10 protein-coding genes are annotated in these 17,449 nt (G+C 38.5%); 8 read left to right on the forward strand and 2 right to left on the reverse strand.

Translation table 11 applies throughout. The features are described from left to right. Positions 1–118: 118 nt before the first annotated feature. The 8 genes from RMO03_RS07075 (at position 119) to secDF (ending at position 15,160) form a co-directional block, all read left to right on the forward strand. A complete protein-coding gene (locus RMO03_RS07075) occupies positions 119–3,133 on the forward strand; it encodes a tetratricopeptide repeat protein (RefSeq protein WP_309641396.1) in 3,015 nt (1,004 codons plus the stop codon). A gap of 94 nt (positions 3,134–3,227) precedes the next feature. Next, positions 3,228–4,979, forward strand: a complete 1,752-nt coding sequence (locus tag RMO03_RS07080) for a TonB-dependent receptor (RefSeq protein WP_309641397.1) — start codon at positions 3,228–3,230, stop codon at positions 4,977–4,979. A gap of 130 nt (positions 4,980–5,109) precedes the next feature. Next, a complete protein-coding gene (locus RMO03_RS07085; RefSeq protein WP_309641398.1) occupies positions 5,110–5,559 on the forward strand; it encodes a hypothetical protein in 450 nt (149 codons plus the stop codon). Positions 5,560–5,933: 374 nt separating this feature from the next. Then, positions 5,934–7,607 carry an asparagine synthase B gene (gene asnB, locus RMO03_RS07090; RefSeq protein ID WP_309641399.1) on the forward strand — a complete coding sequence of 558 codons (1,674 nt, stop codon included), beginning with the start codon at positions 5,934–5,936 and terminating at the stop codon, positions 7,605–7,607. A 134-nt stretch (positions 7,608–7,741) separates the two neighbouring features. Further along, positions 7,742–8,758, forward strand: a complete 1,017-nt coding sequence (locus tag RMO03_RS07095) for a dipeptide epimerase (protein WP_309641400.1) — start codon at positions 7,742–7,744, stop codon at positions 8,756–8,758. 115 nt (positions 8,759–8,873) lie between these two features. Then, on the forward strand, positions 8,874–10,814 hold the full coding sequence (gyrB, locus tag RMO03_RS07100; protein ID WP_309641401.1) for a DNA topoisomerase (ATP-hydrolyzing) subunit B: 1,941 nt from the start codon (positions 8,874–8,876) through the stop codon (positions 10,812–10,814). A gap of 202 nt (positions 10,815–11,016) precedes the next feature. Further along, positions 11,017–11,952 carry a malate dehydrogenase gene (gene mdh, locus RMO03_RS07105; RefSeq protein WP_309641402.1) on the forward strand — a complete coding sequence of 312 codons (936 nt, stop codon included), beginning with the start codon at positions 11,017–11,019 and terminating at the stop codon, positions 11,950–11,952. A gap of 223 nt (positions 11,953–12,175) precedes the next feature. Then, the gene (gene secDF, locus RMO03_RS07110; protein WP_309641403.1) at positions 12,176–15,160 is read left to right on the forward strand and encodes a protein translocase subunit SecDF; all 2,985 of its coding nucleotides are present in this window, start codon (positions 12,176–12,178) and stop codon (positions 15,158–15,160) included. Positions 15,161–15,351: 191 nt separating this feature from the next. On the opposite strand, the gene RMO03_RS07115 is transcribed toward secDF, so the two are convergent. Together RMO03_RS07115 and RMO03_RS07120 are read right to left on the reverse strand one after the other, a co-directional pair. Further along, positions 15,352–16,092, reverse strand: a complete 741-nt coding sequence (locus tag RMO03_RS07115; RefSeq protein WP_309641404.1) for a class I SAM-dependent methyltransferase — start codon at positions 16,090–16,092, stop codon at positions 15,352–15,354. Between the two features lie 57 nt (positions 16,093–16,149). Then, on the reverse strand, positions 16,150–17,412 hold the full coding sequence (locus RMO03_RS07120; protein ID WP_309641405.1) for a S41 family peptidase: 1,263 nt from the start codon (positions 17,410–17,412) through the stop codon (positions 16,150–16,152). Positions 17,413–17,449: the final 37 nt, after the last annotated feature.

Genomic DNA, 17,449 nt, shown 5'->3' on the forward strand with positions numbered 1-17,449 from the left:
AATTGAAGCATTGTCACGAAAAAGCAGGACTGTTAAAAAAGATGTTCATAATAAATACTTAATTCGCTTCGTTATAGCCTATGGAATCGAATACATTTGAAAACCTAAACAATCCACAATGATACGCAAACAATTCGGGCTTTTTTTATGGTTATTTTTTATTGGATTCGCTCCGGTAATCGCTCAAAAATCGGCTATTTATACGCACGAAACCAAAGACTTTGATCGCGCCGTTGGATTGTATAAAGAAAGCCAATACCAATCCGCACAAATTCTATTTGATAAAGTAAAATCGGAAACCAAAAATATCGATGAGGAATCAGATTGTGCTTATTATATAGCCAATTGCGCCATTCGATTAAATCAATTTGGAGCGGATGAACTCATGGAAAGTTTCGTTCGGGATTATCCTACGAGTCCAAAGCAAAACCAAGCTTACCGAGAAGTGGCACATTATTATTTTGAGCAAGGCAAATTTCCGCAAGCGTTAGATTGGTTTGATAAAGTCGATGAGAGCACCTTGAGCTACGAAGATCAAGACAAATTCAACTTTCAAAAAGGCTATTGTTATTTCAGCGCCGGCAAGAAAAAGGAAGCTACTCCGTATTTTAATAAAGTGATTAATTCGAAAGAATACGGTTCACAAGCCAATTACTATATGGGTTTTATGGCTTATGAAGGCGACGATTACAAAAACGCCACGAAGTATTTCGAAGAAGTTTCTGGTGAAGAAAAATACCAAGAAAAACTGTCCTATTTCAAAGCGGATATGGCTTTCAAATCTGGAAATTTTCAAAAAGCAATCGATTTAGGAATGAAAGCTTTACCCAAATCGAATGCGCAGGAAAAATCAGAACTCAATAAAATTATTGGCGAAAGCTACTTTAATTTAAAACAATACGACCAAGCTATTCCTTACCTGACGCAATACAAAGGCAAAAAAGGAAAATGGAACAACACCGATTTTTACCAATTGGGTTATGCGTATTATCAAAAAAATGATTTCGAAAATGCGATTGCACAATTCAACAAAATCATCGATGGAAATGACGCTGTAGCGCAAAATGCTTACTATCATTTAGGTGAAAGTTATTTCAAAACCGATAAAAAACAGCAAGCGTTGAATGCGTTTAAAAATGCTTCGGAAATGAATTTCGATCTCAAAATTCAAGAAGACGCCAACCTCAATTATGCCAAGCTCAGCTATGAAATCGGAAATTCGTACCAATCGGTTCCTGATGTGTTGTATGCGTTTTTGGAAAAATATCCGAATTCGCCTGCCAAACCTGAGATTGAAACGTTGTTGATCAATTCCTACATCACAGCAAAAAACTACAAAGGCGCATTGGATTTATTAGAGAAAAACAAATCTACAAACCGCGCAGCTTACCAAAAAGTTACGTTCTATCGTGGATTAGAATTGTATACCGACGGCAGTTATAAAGAGGCGTATTCGATGTTTAAAAAATCAATCGCGGAACCGAAAGATGCCAAGTTTACAGCGCGTGCGACGTTCTGGAAAGGCGAAACCGATTATGTACTTGACAATTTTAATGATGCGTTGCAGAGCTTTAAAGATTTTAATGCCATTGCAGAATCAAAGTCGACACCAGAGAGCAAAAACATCAATTACAATATTGCTTATGCTTATTTTAAAATGAAGGAATACGACCAAGCGGGTAATTATTTTCAAAGCCATATCGATGCGGTGAAAGATGATAAAGTGCGTTTGAATGATGCGTATTTGCGATTGGCCGATTGCCGATTTGTGATGGCGAAATACTGGCCGGCGATGGATGCGTATAATAAAGTCGTTGAACTCAAAAGTGTCGATGCCGATTATGCTGCATTTCAAAAAGCGATTAGCTACGGATTTGTAGCCAAGAACGACCGAAAAATTGAAGATTTGAATAAATTCATTACGGCTTATCCGAAATCACAATATCGTGATGATGCGTTGTTTGAATTGGGAAATACCTACGTGACTGAAAAGAAAACTGATTCGGCGATTAAAACTTATGATCAATTGCTTAATGAATTTAAAAACGGTTCGTATGCTTCGAAAGCGATTTTGCGTCAAGGGTTGATTTATTACAATGCGGAAAATGACAATCAAGCGTTGGTGAAATTCAAAAAAATTGCAGCGGAATATCCGAAAAGCCCAGAAGCAATAGAAGCGGTTGCGACAGCACGTTTGATTTATGTTGACAACGGAAAAGTCGATGAATACGCTGCTTGGGTCAAAACCTTAGATTTCGTAGCCGTTACCGATGCCGATTTGGATAACGATACTTACGAAGCCGCTGAAAAGCAATATTTGCAAAACAATACCAAGCAAGCGATTACGAATTTGAGCAGTTATGTCAAAAATTTCCCGAACGGCATCCACGCTTTGAAAGCCAACTTCTATTTGGCGCAATCTTATTTTGCTGACGGTTCAACGGCGAATGCGATTCCGAATTACGAATATGTTGCTTCAAAATCGAGAAACGAATATACGGAACCTTCGTTGGCGCGTTTGGCTGAAATTTATTTGAAAAAAGACGATGTGACGAAAACAATTCCAACGTTGAAACGATTGGAAGCCGAAGCTGATTTCCCACAAAACGTGACTTTCGCACAATCGAATTTGATGAAAACGTATTACGAGCAAAAGGATTATCCGAATGCGGTGATTTATGCGGATAAAGTATTATCGAATCCTAAAACGGATGATAAAATCAAATCGGATGCGCAGATTATTGTGGCACGTTCGGCGATTCAATCGAATGATGAAGCCAAAGCCAGAACCGCTTACGCTAAATTATTGACGATTGCTAAAGGCGAATTAGCGGCCGAAGCGTTGTATTATGATGCGTATTTCAAAAACAAAGACGGCAAGTTTGAAGCATCAAATACTATGGTTCAAAAACTTTCGAAAGATTACTCGGGTTATAAGTATTTCGGTGCGAAAGGTTTGATTGTCATGGCGAAAAACTTCTACGGATTGAAAGACAGTTTTCAGGCAACTTACATTTTAGACAGTGTGATTAAAAATTTCAAAGCATTCCCGGATGTTGTCGAAGAAGCACAAACGGCATTGAATGCTATTAAAACAACAGAATCGCAAACCAATTCATCGATTCAGAATTAAAAAAAAGCTACTGAGTGCCTGAGTTTCTGAGTGCCTGAGAAAAAACCTCAGAACCTCAGAACCTCAGAGACTTAGAACCTCAAAAAAAAAAACTATGAAAATCAAACTTCAATATATCCTATTAATAACACTGTTCGCAACGGTTCATCTTTCCGCTCAAAAGAAAGACGAGAATATCGGAACTGAAGTGGTCAATGTTGTGAAACCCTACACGCCAACGATTTCCGATGCTTTCAAAGTAAAGGAAACACCGACTTTGGAAGACGAAGACAACACCAAAAAAGAACCCATCAAGTATTCGATTTTTTCTTTTCCCGTAGCGTCAACCTTTACACCATCGAAAGGAAAAGCTGCTAATGTTGATAAGACTGCTGAAGAACGTTTATACAAAAATTATGTGACCGGTGGCATCGGAAGTTATCTCGATATTTTTGGTGAATTGTATGTAACGGAAAATGTCGGTGACAATGATTATGTTGCCGGTACAGTAAAGCATTTGTCTTCATTAACGAATGTGAAAGGCATTGAAGTTGACAGTAAATTTCTGAACACTTCACTAGATTTAACCTACGGTAGCAAGCGCAAAGAATTGTCTTGGAATGCCGATATGGGTTACCAAATACAGAAGTATTTTTGGTACGGATTGCCTGAAGATTTCGGCGCGACATTAACGGCTGTAGATCGTGAGGATATTATTGAAGATATTAATAAAGTGCAAACCTATCATGATTTTTATGTGGGTGGGAAAGTCAAATTCAACGAAAGTATTTTCAGCGATATGGCTGTGAAATACAACGCATTTTGGGATGCTTACGGTTCAAGAGAAAGCCGCTTTTACGCCAAGCCGAAACTCGCTTTTGACTTTCTGGATAAAAGAGTAACGACTGAAATTACAGCAGATTACGTTGGCGGTTCGTTCTACAAAGATTATAACGGTGTAAAAGATATTAAATACGGCGTAACCAAGTTGGGCGTTTATCCAAGTTTCGGAATGAAAAAAGACGATTGGTCATTCAATATCGGAGCGGGTTTGTATTATGCCATGGATAATGAAAACAGCGACAGTGAATTATTTTTCTACCCACGAGCGAATGCCAATTTGAAAGTTGTAGGCGACTTGATGCAGTTTTATTTAGGTATTGATGGCGATTTAGAGCAAAATTCCTATCGCGATTTCACGAATGAAAACCCGTATGTTTCTCCAACTTTAATCATAGCACCAACTGATAAACAGTATGATGTCTACGCCGGTTTGAAAGGGAAATTGTCGAATTATGTAAGTTACAATGTGCGCGGTTCGTTAATCAATGAAAAAAACAAAGCGATGTTTGTGGCCCACGATTACAGCGAAGCATTGAATCAGGAAAGATACCAATACGGAAATTCGTTTGATGTACGATATGATCTCGTACGCACGATGAAATTGTATGGTGAATTGAAGGCCGATTTTTCAAAAAATGTTTCATTAGGAATCAACGGAACCTTCAACAAATACACCTTAGAAGATGAGAAAGAAGCGTGGAATTTACCCAAAGTGGAATTCGGCGCAAACCTCGATGTAACCATTACACCACAATGGTACGCCGGTGCCAATGTGTTTTTTGTAGGCGACCGAAAAGACTACCAAACCAATACAGATATATTGACTTTAGTAGCAGCAGACAATACCAAAACTGTAAAAAGTTATTTCGATGCCAATGCGCATGTTGGTTATAAATATAATGACCGCTTCACCGCTTTTCTCCGATTGAATAATATTGCGAATCAGAATTATGAGAAATGGCTCAATTATCCGGTGCAGTCGTTTCAGGTGATGTTGGGGGCGAATTATAAATTTGATTTTTAGATTAAAGGTACTAAGGTTCTAAGGTACTGAGGTACTAAGTTTTGTACCGTTATAATAAGGCAGAATAATCAAAGGTATTGAATTTCAAGCCTCAGAACCTTAGTGCCTCAGCAACTCAGCACCTTTCCTCATGACACTCAAACAAAAAATCCACCAACATTATTCACTTTTACTTCAAGACAAAATCGATGTCTTTCGCGATATGATTGTGGCTTTGACTGAAGATTCTAAGAATGATGCTAAAGGTTCAGCAGGCGATAAGCATGAAACTGCGTTGTCGATGATGCATATCGAACAAGAAAAACTCAATCGAAAACTGCACGAATTTATAGATCAAAAAGCGATACTCGATAAAATTGATGTCAACCAAAACCTCAAAAAAGTAGGGTTGGGAAGTTTGGTGCAAGCCAACGGCATGTGGTTGTTTGTCGCCACAGCTTTGCCTAAAATTACTATAGAAGACAAAACGATCATTGCGGTTTCTCCACAATCGCCATTGGGAAGTAACTTGCTGGGAAAAGAAGTTGGATTTAGTTTTGAAATTCTAGCTTCTACTTATGTGGTTGAGAGTATAGCCTAAACATTAGTATTGATCATTGCTTGTACTGCTTTAAATTTTCATTTGGACAATTATTACTTAATCCATAAATAGCATTCGAACTTCGTTGTAGGTTTTAATCAGGATCAATTGGATTTGGATGCAGGAAGAACGATTATTCAGTTGTTATAAATCTTCTAGTGATGGTGTTGAATTGGGTAAATGTAATAGGGTCCAATTTATTTCAGTCTATAACTTTAATTTATTGTTTTTAAATTTTAAGTTTTATATTTAATGTAAAATTGAATTTATAGTTATAATTTATAATCAATTTTGATTTTTTAGTTTTAATTATTGAATCAATACTTCAAATTTGCTTCACAATAAAAATACATCAATAAATAAATTATACAGCTATGTGCGGAATTGTATGCGCCTTCGATCTCAAACAAAAGTCAGAAACTTTAAGGCCACAAGTCTTGGAAATGGCAAAAATCATCCGCCATCGCGGCCCGGATTGGAGTGGTATTTACAGTAATGATAAAGCGATTTTGGCGCACGAACGTTTGGCGATTGTAGATCCGGCTTCAGGAAAACAACCACTTTTCAGCGAAGACAAACAGTTGATCCTCGCAGCCAATGGTGAAATCTATAACCACCGAGCATTACGCAAACAATTTGAAGGAAAATACCATTTCCAAACCGAAAGCGATTGCGAAGTGATATTGGCATTATACCAAGAAAAAGGCGTTCGTTTTTTAGATGAAATGAATGGTATTTTTGGGTTCGCTATTTATGATGTTCAAAAAGACGAATACTTTATCGCTCGCGATCATATGGGCATTATTCCATTGTATATCGGTTGGGATCAACATGGTACTTTTTACGTTGCATCTGAATTGAAAGCACTTGAAGGTTATTGCACCAAAATTCAATTATTCCCTCCAGGTCATTATATGTCAAGTAAAGACGGCGAATTCGTGCAATGGTACAAAAGAGAATGGACAGATTACGACGCAGTAAAAGACAACGAAACTAGCATTGAAGCTATAAAAGTAGCACTCGAAGCTGCAGTACACCGTCAACTCATGAGTGATGTTCCGTACGGTGTATTGCTTTCGGGCGGTTTGGATTCTTCAATTACTTCTGCTGTGGCTAAAAAATATGCGCAAAAACGAATCGAATCTGGAGATACTGTAGATGCTTGGTATCCACAATTGCATTCGTTTGCAGTAGGTCTAGAAGGTTCGCCAGATTTGGCGGCAGCTCAAAAAGTAGCCGATCATTTGGGGACGATTCACCACGAAATAAAATTCACGATTCAAGAAGGTTTGGATGCCGTTCGCGATGTAATTTACAATATAGAAACTTACGATGTCACTACGATTAGAGCGTCAACGCCGATGTATTTAATGGCGCGTGTCATCAAATCTATGGGCATAAAAATGGTATTGTCCGGCGAAGGTTCGGATGAATTGTTTGGCGGTTATTTGTATTTTCACAAAGCGCCAAATGCCAGAGAATTTCACGAGGAAACCGTTCGTAAATTAAGCAAATTGCACATGTACGATTGCTTGCGTGCGAACAAAAGCCTAGCCGCTTGGGGCATCGAAGGTCGAGTTCCTTTCTTAGATAAAGAATTTATGGATGTTGCGATGCGCATCAATCCACAAGATAAAATGATCAATGGCGAACGCATGGAAAAATGGGTGCTTCGCAAAGCTTTTGAAGACATGCTTCCGGCTAGTGTGGCATGGCGACAAAAAGAACAATTCAGTGACGGCGTAGGCTACAGTTGGATTGACACGCTTAAAGAAGTCGTAGCCAAAGAAGTTTCGGATGAACAATTAGCGAATGCGAAATATAAATTCCCAATTCAAACGCCGACATCGAAAGAGGAATATTATTACCGTTCCATTTTTCACGAACATTTCCCAAGCGATGCCGCGGCTTTATCGGTTCCGCAAGAGGCGAGTGTAGCGTGCAGCACCAAAATAGCTTTAGAATGGGACGAAGCGTTCAAAAATATGAACGATCCATCAGGAAGAGCAGTAGCAAGCGTGCATGATGACGCTTATGTAAAAATATAAAGTTGGTTTTATATAAATAGTTTGGTTGTATTTTTTTTTGAAGCGTTGATTTCGGTCAACGCTTTTTTTTGTTATTAAAAAAATCCATGTAAATTAGCGTTATCCGTGTCATCGGTGTGCTAACTTAAATTCAAATGAAAATTACTTTCCAATTCTTCGACCTACCATTACAACATCCGTTTACGATTTCTCGCTACACAGTAAATATTCAAAAAACAGTAATCGTTTGCATTTCTGACGGCATCCATTTCGGTTATGGTGAAGCCACTGCCAATCCCTATTATCACAGCACACAAGAACGATTGACGGCGAGTTTGTTAAAAGCAAAACCGATTGTCGATGCCAGTTCAGAGATGCATCCAAGCGAACTTTGGCAGCAGTTGTCTAAAATCATTTCCGATGATTACTTTGCGTTATGTGCCGTAGATATCGCCTATTGGGATTTTTATGCGAGGAAAAACCAAAAGACATTACGCAGTTATTGGTCTGAAGAAAATCCAAAAACACCATTAACTTCCTATACCATCGCAATCGATTCTTTGGCGATGATGCAACAGAAAATTATAGAAAAACCGTGGCCGATTTATAAAATCAAATTGGGAATGCCTAATGATATTGAAATTGTAAAACACTTGCGTGAAATCACCGATGCCGTTTTCAGAATCGATGCCAATTGCGCATGGACAGCAGAACAAACGATTGTGAATGCCAAAATCTTAAAAGAATTAAATGTAGAATTTATTGAACAGCCTTTAAAAGCAGAAGATATCGAAGGCATGAAACTCGTAAAACAACAGTCGATTTTGCCGATTATAGCTGATGAAAGTTGCCAACGAGAAGAAGACGTCGAAAGTTGCTCAGAAATCTTTCACGGAATCAATATCAAACTGATGAAATGCGGAGGCATTACACCTGCGCTTCGCATGATTGAAAATGCCAGATCAAAAGGATTGCTATTGATGGCAGGTTGTATGACTGAATCTACAGTGGGTATTTCTGGGTTGAGCCAAATCGCTTCACTTTTAGATTATTTGGATGCCGATGGTGCGTTGCTTTTGAGTAGCGATATTGCTGATGGCGTCCGCTTTGATTATGGTGAAATTAACTATGCAAAAGCCTTTGGAACGGGAGTCAAAATGCATCAACAATAAATCAACAAAATGTTGATAACTTCCCCTTTAAAAGTGGTATTTAAACTATGATATCACTACTGTTTTTATATATTTGCGTGTTATACAAAAAATACATTTTTTAGAGAAAATTTTTATGAGCGAAGAAATCAAGAAGCACAATTATTCGGCAGATAGTATTCAGGCATTAGAAGGAATGGAGCACGTAAGAATGCGTCCATCGATGTACATTGGAGATGTTGGTGTAAGAGGGTTGCACCATTTGGTTTACGAAGTTGTAGACAACTCGATTGATGAGGCTATGGGCGGTCATTGCGACACGATTGGCGTTGCTATTAATGAAGATGGCTCTGTTACTGTTGAAGATAACGGACGTGGAATTCCCGTCGACATGCACAAAAAAGAAGGCGTTTCCGCACTGGAGGTCGTGATGACTAAAATCGGCGCCGGAGGTAAATTTGATAAAGACTCGTATAAAGTTTCGGGTGGATTGCACGGTGTCGGTGTTTCGGTAGTAAATGCACTTTCAAAACACATGAGATCAACCGTTTTTAGAGACGGAAAAATTTACGAGCAAGAATACGAAAGAGGAAAAGCATTATATCCTGTAAAACAAATCGGGGAAACGACCAAAAGAGGAACGATGCAAACGTTCTATCCTGACGATACCATTTTTACACAAACTACAGATTTTACCTATGATACGCTTTCAGCACGTATGCGTGAATTGTCGTATTTGAATAAAGGAATCACCATTACATTTACCGATAAAAGAGAACTCGATAAAGACGGGAATTTTGTTCAAGAAATTTTTCATTCCGATGAAGGGTTGAAAGAGTACATCCGTTACCTCGATGGAAACCGCGAGCCGATTATTTCGCACGTGATTTCGATGGATAATGAAAAAGGAGAAATTCCGGTTGAGGTGGCTTTGATATACAATACCAGTTATACAGAGAATATTTTCTCTTACGTAAATAATATCAACACACACGAAGGTGGAACGCATTTACAAGGTTTCAGAACCGGACTTACACGTTCGTTGAAGAAATATGCCGATGCTTCTGGAATGCTCGATAAATTGAAGTTCGAAATTGCTGGTGATGATTTCCGTGAAGGATTGACTGCCATCATTTCTGTAAAAGTGGCTGAACCTCAGTTTGAAGGTCAAACCAAAACCAAATTGGGTAACAGAGAAGTAGTTTCTCCTGTAAGCCAAGCCGTGAGCGAAATGATCGAAAACTATTTGGAAGAAAATCCAAATGATGCTCGAATCATTGTTCAAAAAGTAATTTTGGCAGCACAAGCGCGTCACGCAGCGAAGAAAGCTCGTGAAATGGTGCAACGTAAAACCGTTTTAGGCGGTGGTGGTTTGCCAGGAAAATTATCAGATTGTTCAGAGCAAGATCCAGCAAAATGTGAAGTATATCTTGTCGAGGGAGATTCGGCAGGTGGAACAGCCAAACAAGGCCGCGACAGAAACTTTCAAGCGATTTTGCCTTTGCGTGGTAAGATTCTGAATGTTGAAAAAGCGATGCACCACAAAGTATTTGAGAACGAAGAGATACGAAATATATTTACAGCGTTAGGTGTCACCATTGGAACAGCCGAAGACAGCAAAGCCTTGAACTTAGAAAAACTACGCTATCATAAAGTAATCATCATGTGTGATGCCGATGTGGATGGTAGTCACATTTCTACCTTAATATTAACGTTCTTCTTCCGATTCATGAAAGAGCTTATTGAAGAAGGGCATGTTTACATTGCAGCACCACCTTTATATTTAGTAAAAAAAGGAAACAAAAAAGAATACGCTTGGAATGATGATCAACGCGATATCGCGAATGAGAAAATGGGTGGAAGTGCAGCCATTCAACGTTATAAAGGTTTGGGTGAAATGAATGCAGAGCAATTGTGGGAAACTACGATGGATCCAAATTATAGAACTTTACGCCAAGTGAATATTGATAGTTTAGCAGAAGCCGACAGGGTATTCTCAATGTTGATGGGTGATGAGGTTCCGCCTCGTCGAGAATTCATTGAGAAGAATGCGGTGTATGCGAAGATTGACGCGTAGAAAGGGTTGAATCGTGGAGCCGTGTAATCGTTTAATCGAATGCACTGTTTGAAACGATTGTCCTAGCCCCGATAGAAGGGAAAATCCTTTTTTGCCGTTGTTCGGCAGAAAAGATTGGAATGATAGCGGGATTAGCTTCTTAAAAAAACAACAACAATTAGCGATTACACGATTATACAAATAAACGACTAAACATAAAAAAATGAAAGTTACCATAGTAGGAGCAGGCAACGTAGGAGCGACCTGTGCTGACGTAATCTCGTACAGAGGAATTGCCAGTGAAGTAGTAGTGTTGGATATCAAAGAAGGTTTTGCAGAAGGCAAGGCGATGGATATTTCGCAATGTGCTACCAATACGGGTTTTAACACAAAAGTAACCGGTATTACCAATGATTATTCGAAAACGGCCAACAGCGATGTAGTCGTAATTACTTCAGGAATTCCAAGAAAACCCGGAATGACACGTGAGGAATTAATCGGAATCAATGCGGGTATCGTAAAATCAGTAGTTGATAATGTATTGGCACATTCTCCAAACACAATTGTCGTAGTGGTTTCGAATCCAATGGATACAATGACTTACTTGGCTTTGAAAGCAACAGGTTTACCAAAAAACAGAATTATCGGAATGGGTGGCGCTTTAGACAGCTCACGTTTTAAATACTATTTATCAAAAGCATTAGACAAACCTGCAAACGATGTGTCAGCAATGGTGATTGGTGGGCACGGTGATACGACAATGATTCCGTTAACGAGATTGGCTTCTTATAATGGTATTCCGGTTTCTGAATTTTTATCGCAAGAGCAATTGGATAAAGTAGCTGCGGATACGATGGTTGGAGGTGCTACACTTACAGGATTGCTTGGAACGTCTGCTTGGTATGCACCGGGTGCTTCTGTAGCGTATTTAGTAGATAGCATTTTGAACGACCAAAAGAAAATGATTGCTTGTTCAGTAATGCTTGAAGGCGAATACGGACAAAGCGATATTTGTATCGGTGTGCCTTGCATCATCGGTAAAAATGGAATCGAGAAAATTGTAGACATCAAACTAAACGATGCTGAAAAAGCGGCTTTTGCTAAGAGCGCGGATGCGGTTCGCAACATGAACGCTGATTTGAAATCAGTTTTAGCTTAAGATTTTATACATAATATAAAGAAGACTGCAAGTTTGCAGTCTTTTTTTTGAGATTAATCGATAAATAAATTGGTTAATCTTATCGTAAATTATATATTTGCTCGTTTTAAAAAATGCGAGGACTGTTGTGTTTTTAATATTTAAATTAAATTTTAAAAATTCATGACGGTTTTAACAAATAAACAAAACATTACAAACAAAAATTAATTAATTATTAGTAATAATGCAGAATAGAGGACTCGTTAAATTTTTTGCAATTTTATTTGCATTGGTAAGTATTTACCAACTTTCTTTCACTTTCGTATCGCAAAATGTTGAAAATGATGCGAAGCTTTTTGCGAAAGGCAATTCCGAAAAAGAATTAAAATATCTAGATTCCATCGGGAAAGAAAAAGTATTCAATCTCGGATTTACAGATTTCACTTATAATGAAGTGAAAGACAAAAAAATCAATAAAGGTCTTGACCTTGAAGGTGGAATCAATGTGCAATTGCAAATTTCTGTAAAAGACATTATCAAAGGATTGTCGAACAATTCTAAAAATCCTGTTTTCAATCAAGCATTGGCTAATGCCACTAAAAATCGTCAAGGTAATGAAGATTACTTAGACGTATTTTTCAGAGAATTTGAAACGGCTTCAGCCGGAACTACAAAATTAGCTTCTCCTGATATTTTTGCTAATAAAACTTTAGGCGACGAAATCAACTTCAAAATGACCGATGATCAAGCGAAAAAAGTAATTCGCAGAAAAGTAGACGAATCTATCGAATCTGCTTTTGAAGTACTTAGAAAACGTATCGATAAATTCGGTGTAACGCAACCTAACATCCAAAAATTAGGACAATCAGGAAGAATCCTTGTAGAACTTCCGGGTGCGAAAGATGTAGACCGTATCAAAAAATTATTGCAAAGTACTGCGCAGTTAGAGTTCTGGGAAACTTACAAAATCGATGAATTGGGTAATTTCTTAATGGCTGCCAACAATGCCTTGAAATTAACTGAAAAAGCGGCCACTCCAGTAGCTGAAACTAAAACCGCAGCCAACGATTCGATCAATAAATTACTGACGGATGATAAAGTAAAAGATTCAACAGCTACGAAAAAAGGACAAAATCCTTTATTGGATAAATTCGTAAGTCAAGGTGGTGGTGCAATCCTAGCAGTTGTTGATCCTAAAGATACTGCAGCGATCAACACTTATTTGAAAAGACAAGATATCAAAGTTTTATTGCCTGCTGACAAACGTTACGCAAAATTTGTTTGGGGAAAACCATCAACTGATGTAGATGAGAAAACCAAAAAAGAAGTAACCACTGTTGGTTTGTATGCTTTAAAAGGAAACCGCGACAACCAAGCTTCGATGAGTGGTGGTGTAGTAACCGATGCCAAAGATTCATTCGACCAATTAGGGAAACCATCGGTAACGATGCAAATGAGTGGTGCCGGTGCTAAAGCATGGGAAGAATTAACAGGAAAAGCATACAACACAAAAGGTTACATCGCCATTGTTTTAGATGATATTGTATATTCTGCTCCGGGTGTAACCAGCGGTCCAATTTCAGGCGGACGTTCTGAAATTTCAGGTGTTTTTGATGTTACAGAAACTAAAGATTTAGCCAACGTTTTAAGAGCCGGTAAATTGCCAGCTGCTGCAGAAATCGTACAATCAGAAGTGGTTGGACCATCATTAGGTCAAGAAGCGATCGATAACGGTACAACTTCAGCCTTAATCGGATTATTGATTGTTGCTTTATGGATGCTAGTGTACTACGGAAAAGCAGGTTGGTTCGCCAACATTGCATTAATCGTCAACTTATTATTCTTGTTCGGAATCTTAGCTAGCTTAGGTGCGGTATTAACATTACCGGGTATCGCAGGTATCGTATTAACCATGGGTACCGCCGTCGATGCGAACATCATCATCTACGAAAGAGCGAAAGAAGAACTCCGATTAGGAAAAACCATCGAAGAAGCTATCAAAGCATCATTCGGTTGGAAAGGTGCGATGCGTTCTATCGTTGATGCGAACGTTACTCACGTACTAACGGGTGCCGTATTGTTGATTTTCGGTACAGGTCCAATTCAAGGTTTTGCTACTACCTTATTAATAGGTATTGCAACTTCATTATTCACCTCAATCTTCATCACAAGAATCTTATTGGATTGGAGTGTCAACAGAGGCAACAAATTAACTTTCGTAACCGGTTTCTCTAAAAACTTCTTTACGAACTTCCATTTCGATTTCCTTAAAATTAAAAAGTATACATACGCATTTTCACTTATTGTTTGTGTGGTTAGTGTTATTTCATTATACACACACGGATTGAATTACGGTGTAGATTTCAAAGGTGGAAGAACGTTCCAAGTGCATTTCGAAAAAGCGATTTCTGCTGAAGTGGTTCGTGAAGACTTATTAAAAGCATTCGATGGAAGTGCTGAAGCCAAAATCTTTGGTAAGGACAACCAACTAAAAATTACAACGAAATATAAAGTAGATGAACCAGGAACTGATGCTGATGCAGCGGTAAACAGAATCCTTTATGATAACCTCAAAAAGCATTTCGATGCCAACATGACCTACGAAAGATTCGTAAATAGTTATGATGGTAAAAAATATGGAATACTTCAGGCGTCTAAAGTAGGGCCAACAGTTGCGGATGATATTAAAACCAACTCATACTGGGCGGTACTTGGAGCGATGCTGATCGTATGCCTCTATTTAGTAATCAGTTTCAGAAAATGGCAATATAGTTTAGGAGCACTAGCAGCGGTAGCGCATGACGTAATCTTCGTATTGGGAATGTACTCGCTATTGTGGAAATACATGCCATTCGGAATGGAAATCGACCAACATTTCATCGCAGCGATTCTAACCGTAATCGGATATTCCATGAATGATACCGTAATCGTATTCGACAGAGTTCGTGAATATTTAGGTGGAAAAACCAAAGGTAACTTCAACGAAATCGTAAACAAATCGATCAACTCAACCATGTCAAGAACCATCAATACATCATTAACGATGATTTTGGTATTGTTAATCATGTTTGTCTTTGGTGGCGAATCCATCAGAGGTTTCATCTTCGCGATGTTGATTGGTATTGTGGTAGGAACCTATTCTTCATTATTCATCGCAACACCGGTATTGTGTGATACGATTTCTGATGCAGAACACAAAAGAATTGAAGCAGAGCACAACCAAGAGTAATCTTAGTTTTATCTATAGAAAAAGCCCGATAGTGATATCGGGCTTTTTTTTAGGTACTAAGTTGCTAAGGTTCTGAGTTGCTAAGTTTTTTCGGAGCTGTTTCCCGCTATCATTCCAATCTTGTCATTGCGAGCTTGCGCGGCAATCTCCCAATGTCAAGGATTTTCCCTTCTATCGGGGCTAGGGTGCAGTTATGATTTCAAGATTCTGCCAATCCGCAACAACAAAGGAAAATTCACTTCCCGCAATTCATTTCCAAAAACTTTTTTCAAATCTACAGCAAGCTCGTCAACCGGATTTACACCATTGATTCTGATATAATGCTTCACTGCCGACCAAGTCGATAAATAACCCAACAAATGATCGAACGTCCATTCATAAGTATTATTGAAATTCGGTATAGCAACTTCCTCAAAAGGAAAAGGAATCGTTTGATAAAGTGCATCAATATAGTGCCTTTCCACATCCCAATAGGATCCAATCACATCTTTGTAAAACGTATCAATCAACGCATCGATTTCAGTAGCAATCTCTAATCGACCATAACCAATCACAACCAATAACGCGTTGTTTTTCGCAGTACGATTCACTTCGTCATAAAACTTTTCAAAATCAAACCAATGAATCGCTTGCGCCACCATGATAAGTTCGAAAGTGTTGTCTGAAAAAGTGGTTTGTTCCGCAGCCTGAACGGAATAAAAAATGTTATCAAGTTTTGGAGCCTGATTAATTTGTGCTTCACTAATGTCAGTAGCATAAACCGTTTCGAAAAACGAAGCCAGTTTCACAGCCACTTGACCATTTCCGGTACCACAATCCCAAGCGGTTTTTGGTAACGGAATCAGCGTTTTCAAATAACTGAAAAAAGTATCGGGATACGTTGGGCGATAAAGCGCATATTGTTCGGAAGCCGATGAAAAGTTGTCTTTCATAAGAACAAGGAATCAATTTGTATGTTGTTGCTGAATTTTCTATCCCTAAATTAAAACTTATTTCGTTACGCTATTCAGATATTGTGTCGCTTTTAGCATAAAAGGATCGAAGGCAGCAGTGGGCTTTTCTTTGATCAGATCAATCGTTATCACTGGTTCAAAAAGCTCTCTAGGCTTCCCGTTGATGTGAAATAATTTTTCATTCGGAAACGAGAATTTTATTTTTGAATCAGGCATTTCAAAAGTTGATATCGCGCCGTTCAATCGCGCTAACTTGGTGCCGATAATTTTGGTTTTCGGACGATTCAACGCGTCAAATCCAATCACAATAGCTTCGCCTACACTTCCTGTCCAATGATCTGCAAGGATTACCAATGGTTTGCCATAATACAAACCGGTTCGTGGTGAAACGATTTCCATCCAGCTTCTTTTAATGCCGGTTGCTTTTTCTTCAGCGGTATATTCATGTTTTTGATAAAAATGCTCTTGGTCAATAAACCAACCGAGTATTGCTTTTGCAACGGTAGTATTACCGCCACTCGGCGTATTCCGCAAATCTAAAACCAATGATTTTGTGGTTTTCATCTGTTTCATCACTTGGTCGAATTCGGGAATGAGTGCATTGTCATAGAGGCAATCATTTATACTGATATAACCGATGCCTTGTTTTACAGAAGATTCAATTCTGGCAATTTCCTTGAAATTACTTATAGGTAATTGGCCATCTTCAGGAAAGTAATCCGCCGTTTTTCCGTTGATTTTGGCAGTGATTTTTCGATGCTGTATGTGATTTCCTGCAAGCAATAACCGCAGCGCGTAGGATTTCATTTCATTATTTTCAGAAGCGACACAAGATCCCAAAAAGGGTTTGATGGCTTCATCTATTGAAATATTGTTGAAGGCAGAGATTTCCATTCCCGCAGCCATTCCGTTTTTTTCAGCGTTTGATGCATGTTTTATCTCGGTAATGATTGCTCGGTTATTGCTATACTCGGCCCAAATATCGGTACTGGAAGGAACCATCTTTTGGGAAAGATCGGTATTCGTATTCAACGAGGCATGATGGTCGTAAATTTCACAGAATACTTTTTCGAGTAACGAAATAAATTGCTCTCGATGGGTTATCGTATCTGCAATTGGAGCATAAGTGGTTTTTACTTTTGGCCAATCGGTCTGTTTTTTATCGAAGTAGCAGTATTCGTCCTGAATGGTGGTCCAAAAAAAATTGAAATCATCATGATACCGCGTTGAAGATTGTTTTTGATTTTGTCCGTGAATGACCATCGGTAACAAAAAAAGAAGGAAAAAGATTGCTTTCATGATGCATGTCGTTTGATTTATAGGCTACAAAAATACA

The sequence above is a fragment of the Flavobacterium sp. genome (assembly GCF_031411595.1).
Classification (GTDB): Bacteria; Bacteroidota; Bacteroidia; order Flavobacteriales; family Flavobacteriaceae; genus Flavobacterium.

Coding starts and splice junctions, on each gene's coding strand:
- RMO03_RS07075 (WP_309641396.1), top strand. CDS start 119: ATGATACGCAAACAATTCGGGCTTTTTTTATGGTTATTTTTTATTGGA.
- RMO03_RS07080 (WP_309641397.1), top strand. CDS start 3,228: ATGAAAATCAAACTTCAATATATCCTATTAATAACACTGTTCGCAACG.
- RMO03_RS07085 (WP_309641398.1), top strand. CDS start 5,110: ATGACACTCAAACAAAAAATCCACCAACATTATTCACTTTTACTTCAA.
- asnB (WP_309641399.1), top strand. CDS start 5,934: ATGTGCGGAATTGTATGCGCCTTCGATCTCAAACAAAAGTCAGAAACT.
- RMO03_RS07095 (WP_309641400.1), top strand. CDS start 7,742: ATGAAAATTACTTTCCAATTCTTCGACCTACCATTACAACATCCGTTT.
- gyrB (WP_309641401.1), top strand. CDS start 8,874: ATGAGCGAAGAAATCAAGAAGCACAATTATTCGGCAGATAGTATTCAG.
- mdh (WP_309641402.1), top strand. CDS start 11,017: ATGAAAGTTACCATAGTAGGAGCAGGCAACGTAGGAGCGACCTGTGCT.
- secDF (WP_309641403.1), top strand. CDS start 12,176: ATGCAGAATAGAGGACTCGTTAAATTTTTTGCAATTTTATTTGCATTG.
- RMO03_RS07115 (WP_309641404.1), bottom strand. CDS start 16,092: ATGAAAGACAACTTTTCATCGGCTTCCGAACAATATGCGCTTTATCGC.
- RMO03_RS07120 (WP_309641405.1), bottom strand. CDS start 17,412: ATGAAAGCAATCTTTTTCCTTCTTTTTTTGTTACCGATGGTCATTCAC.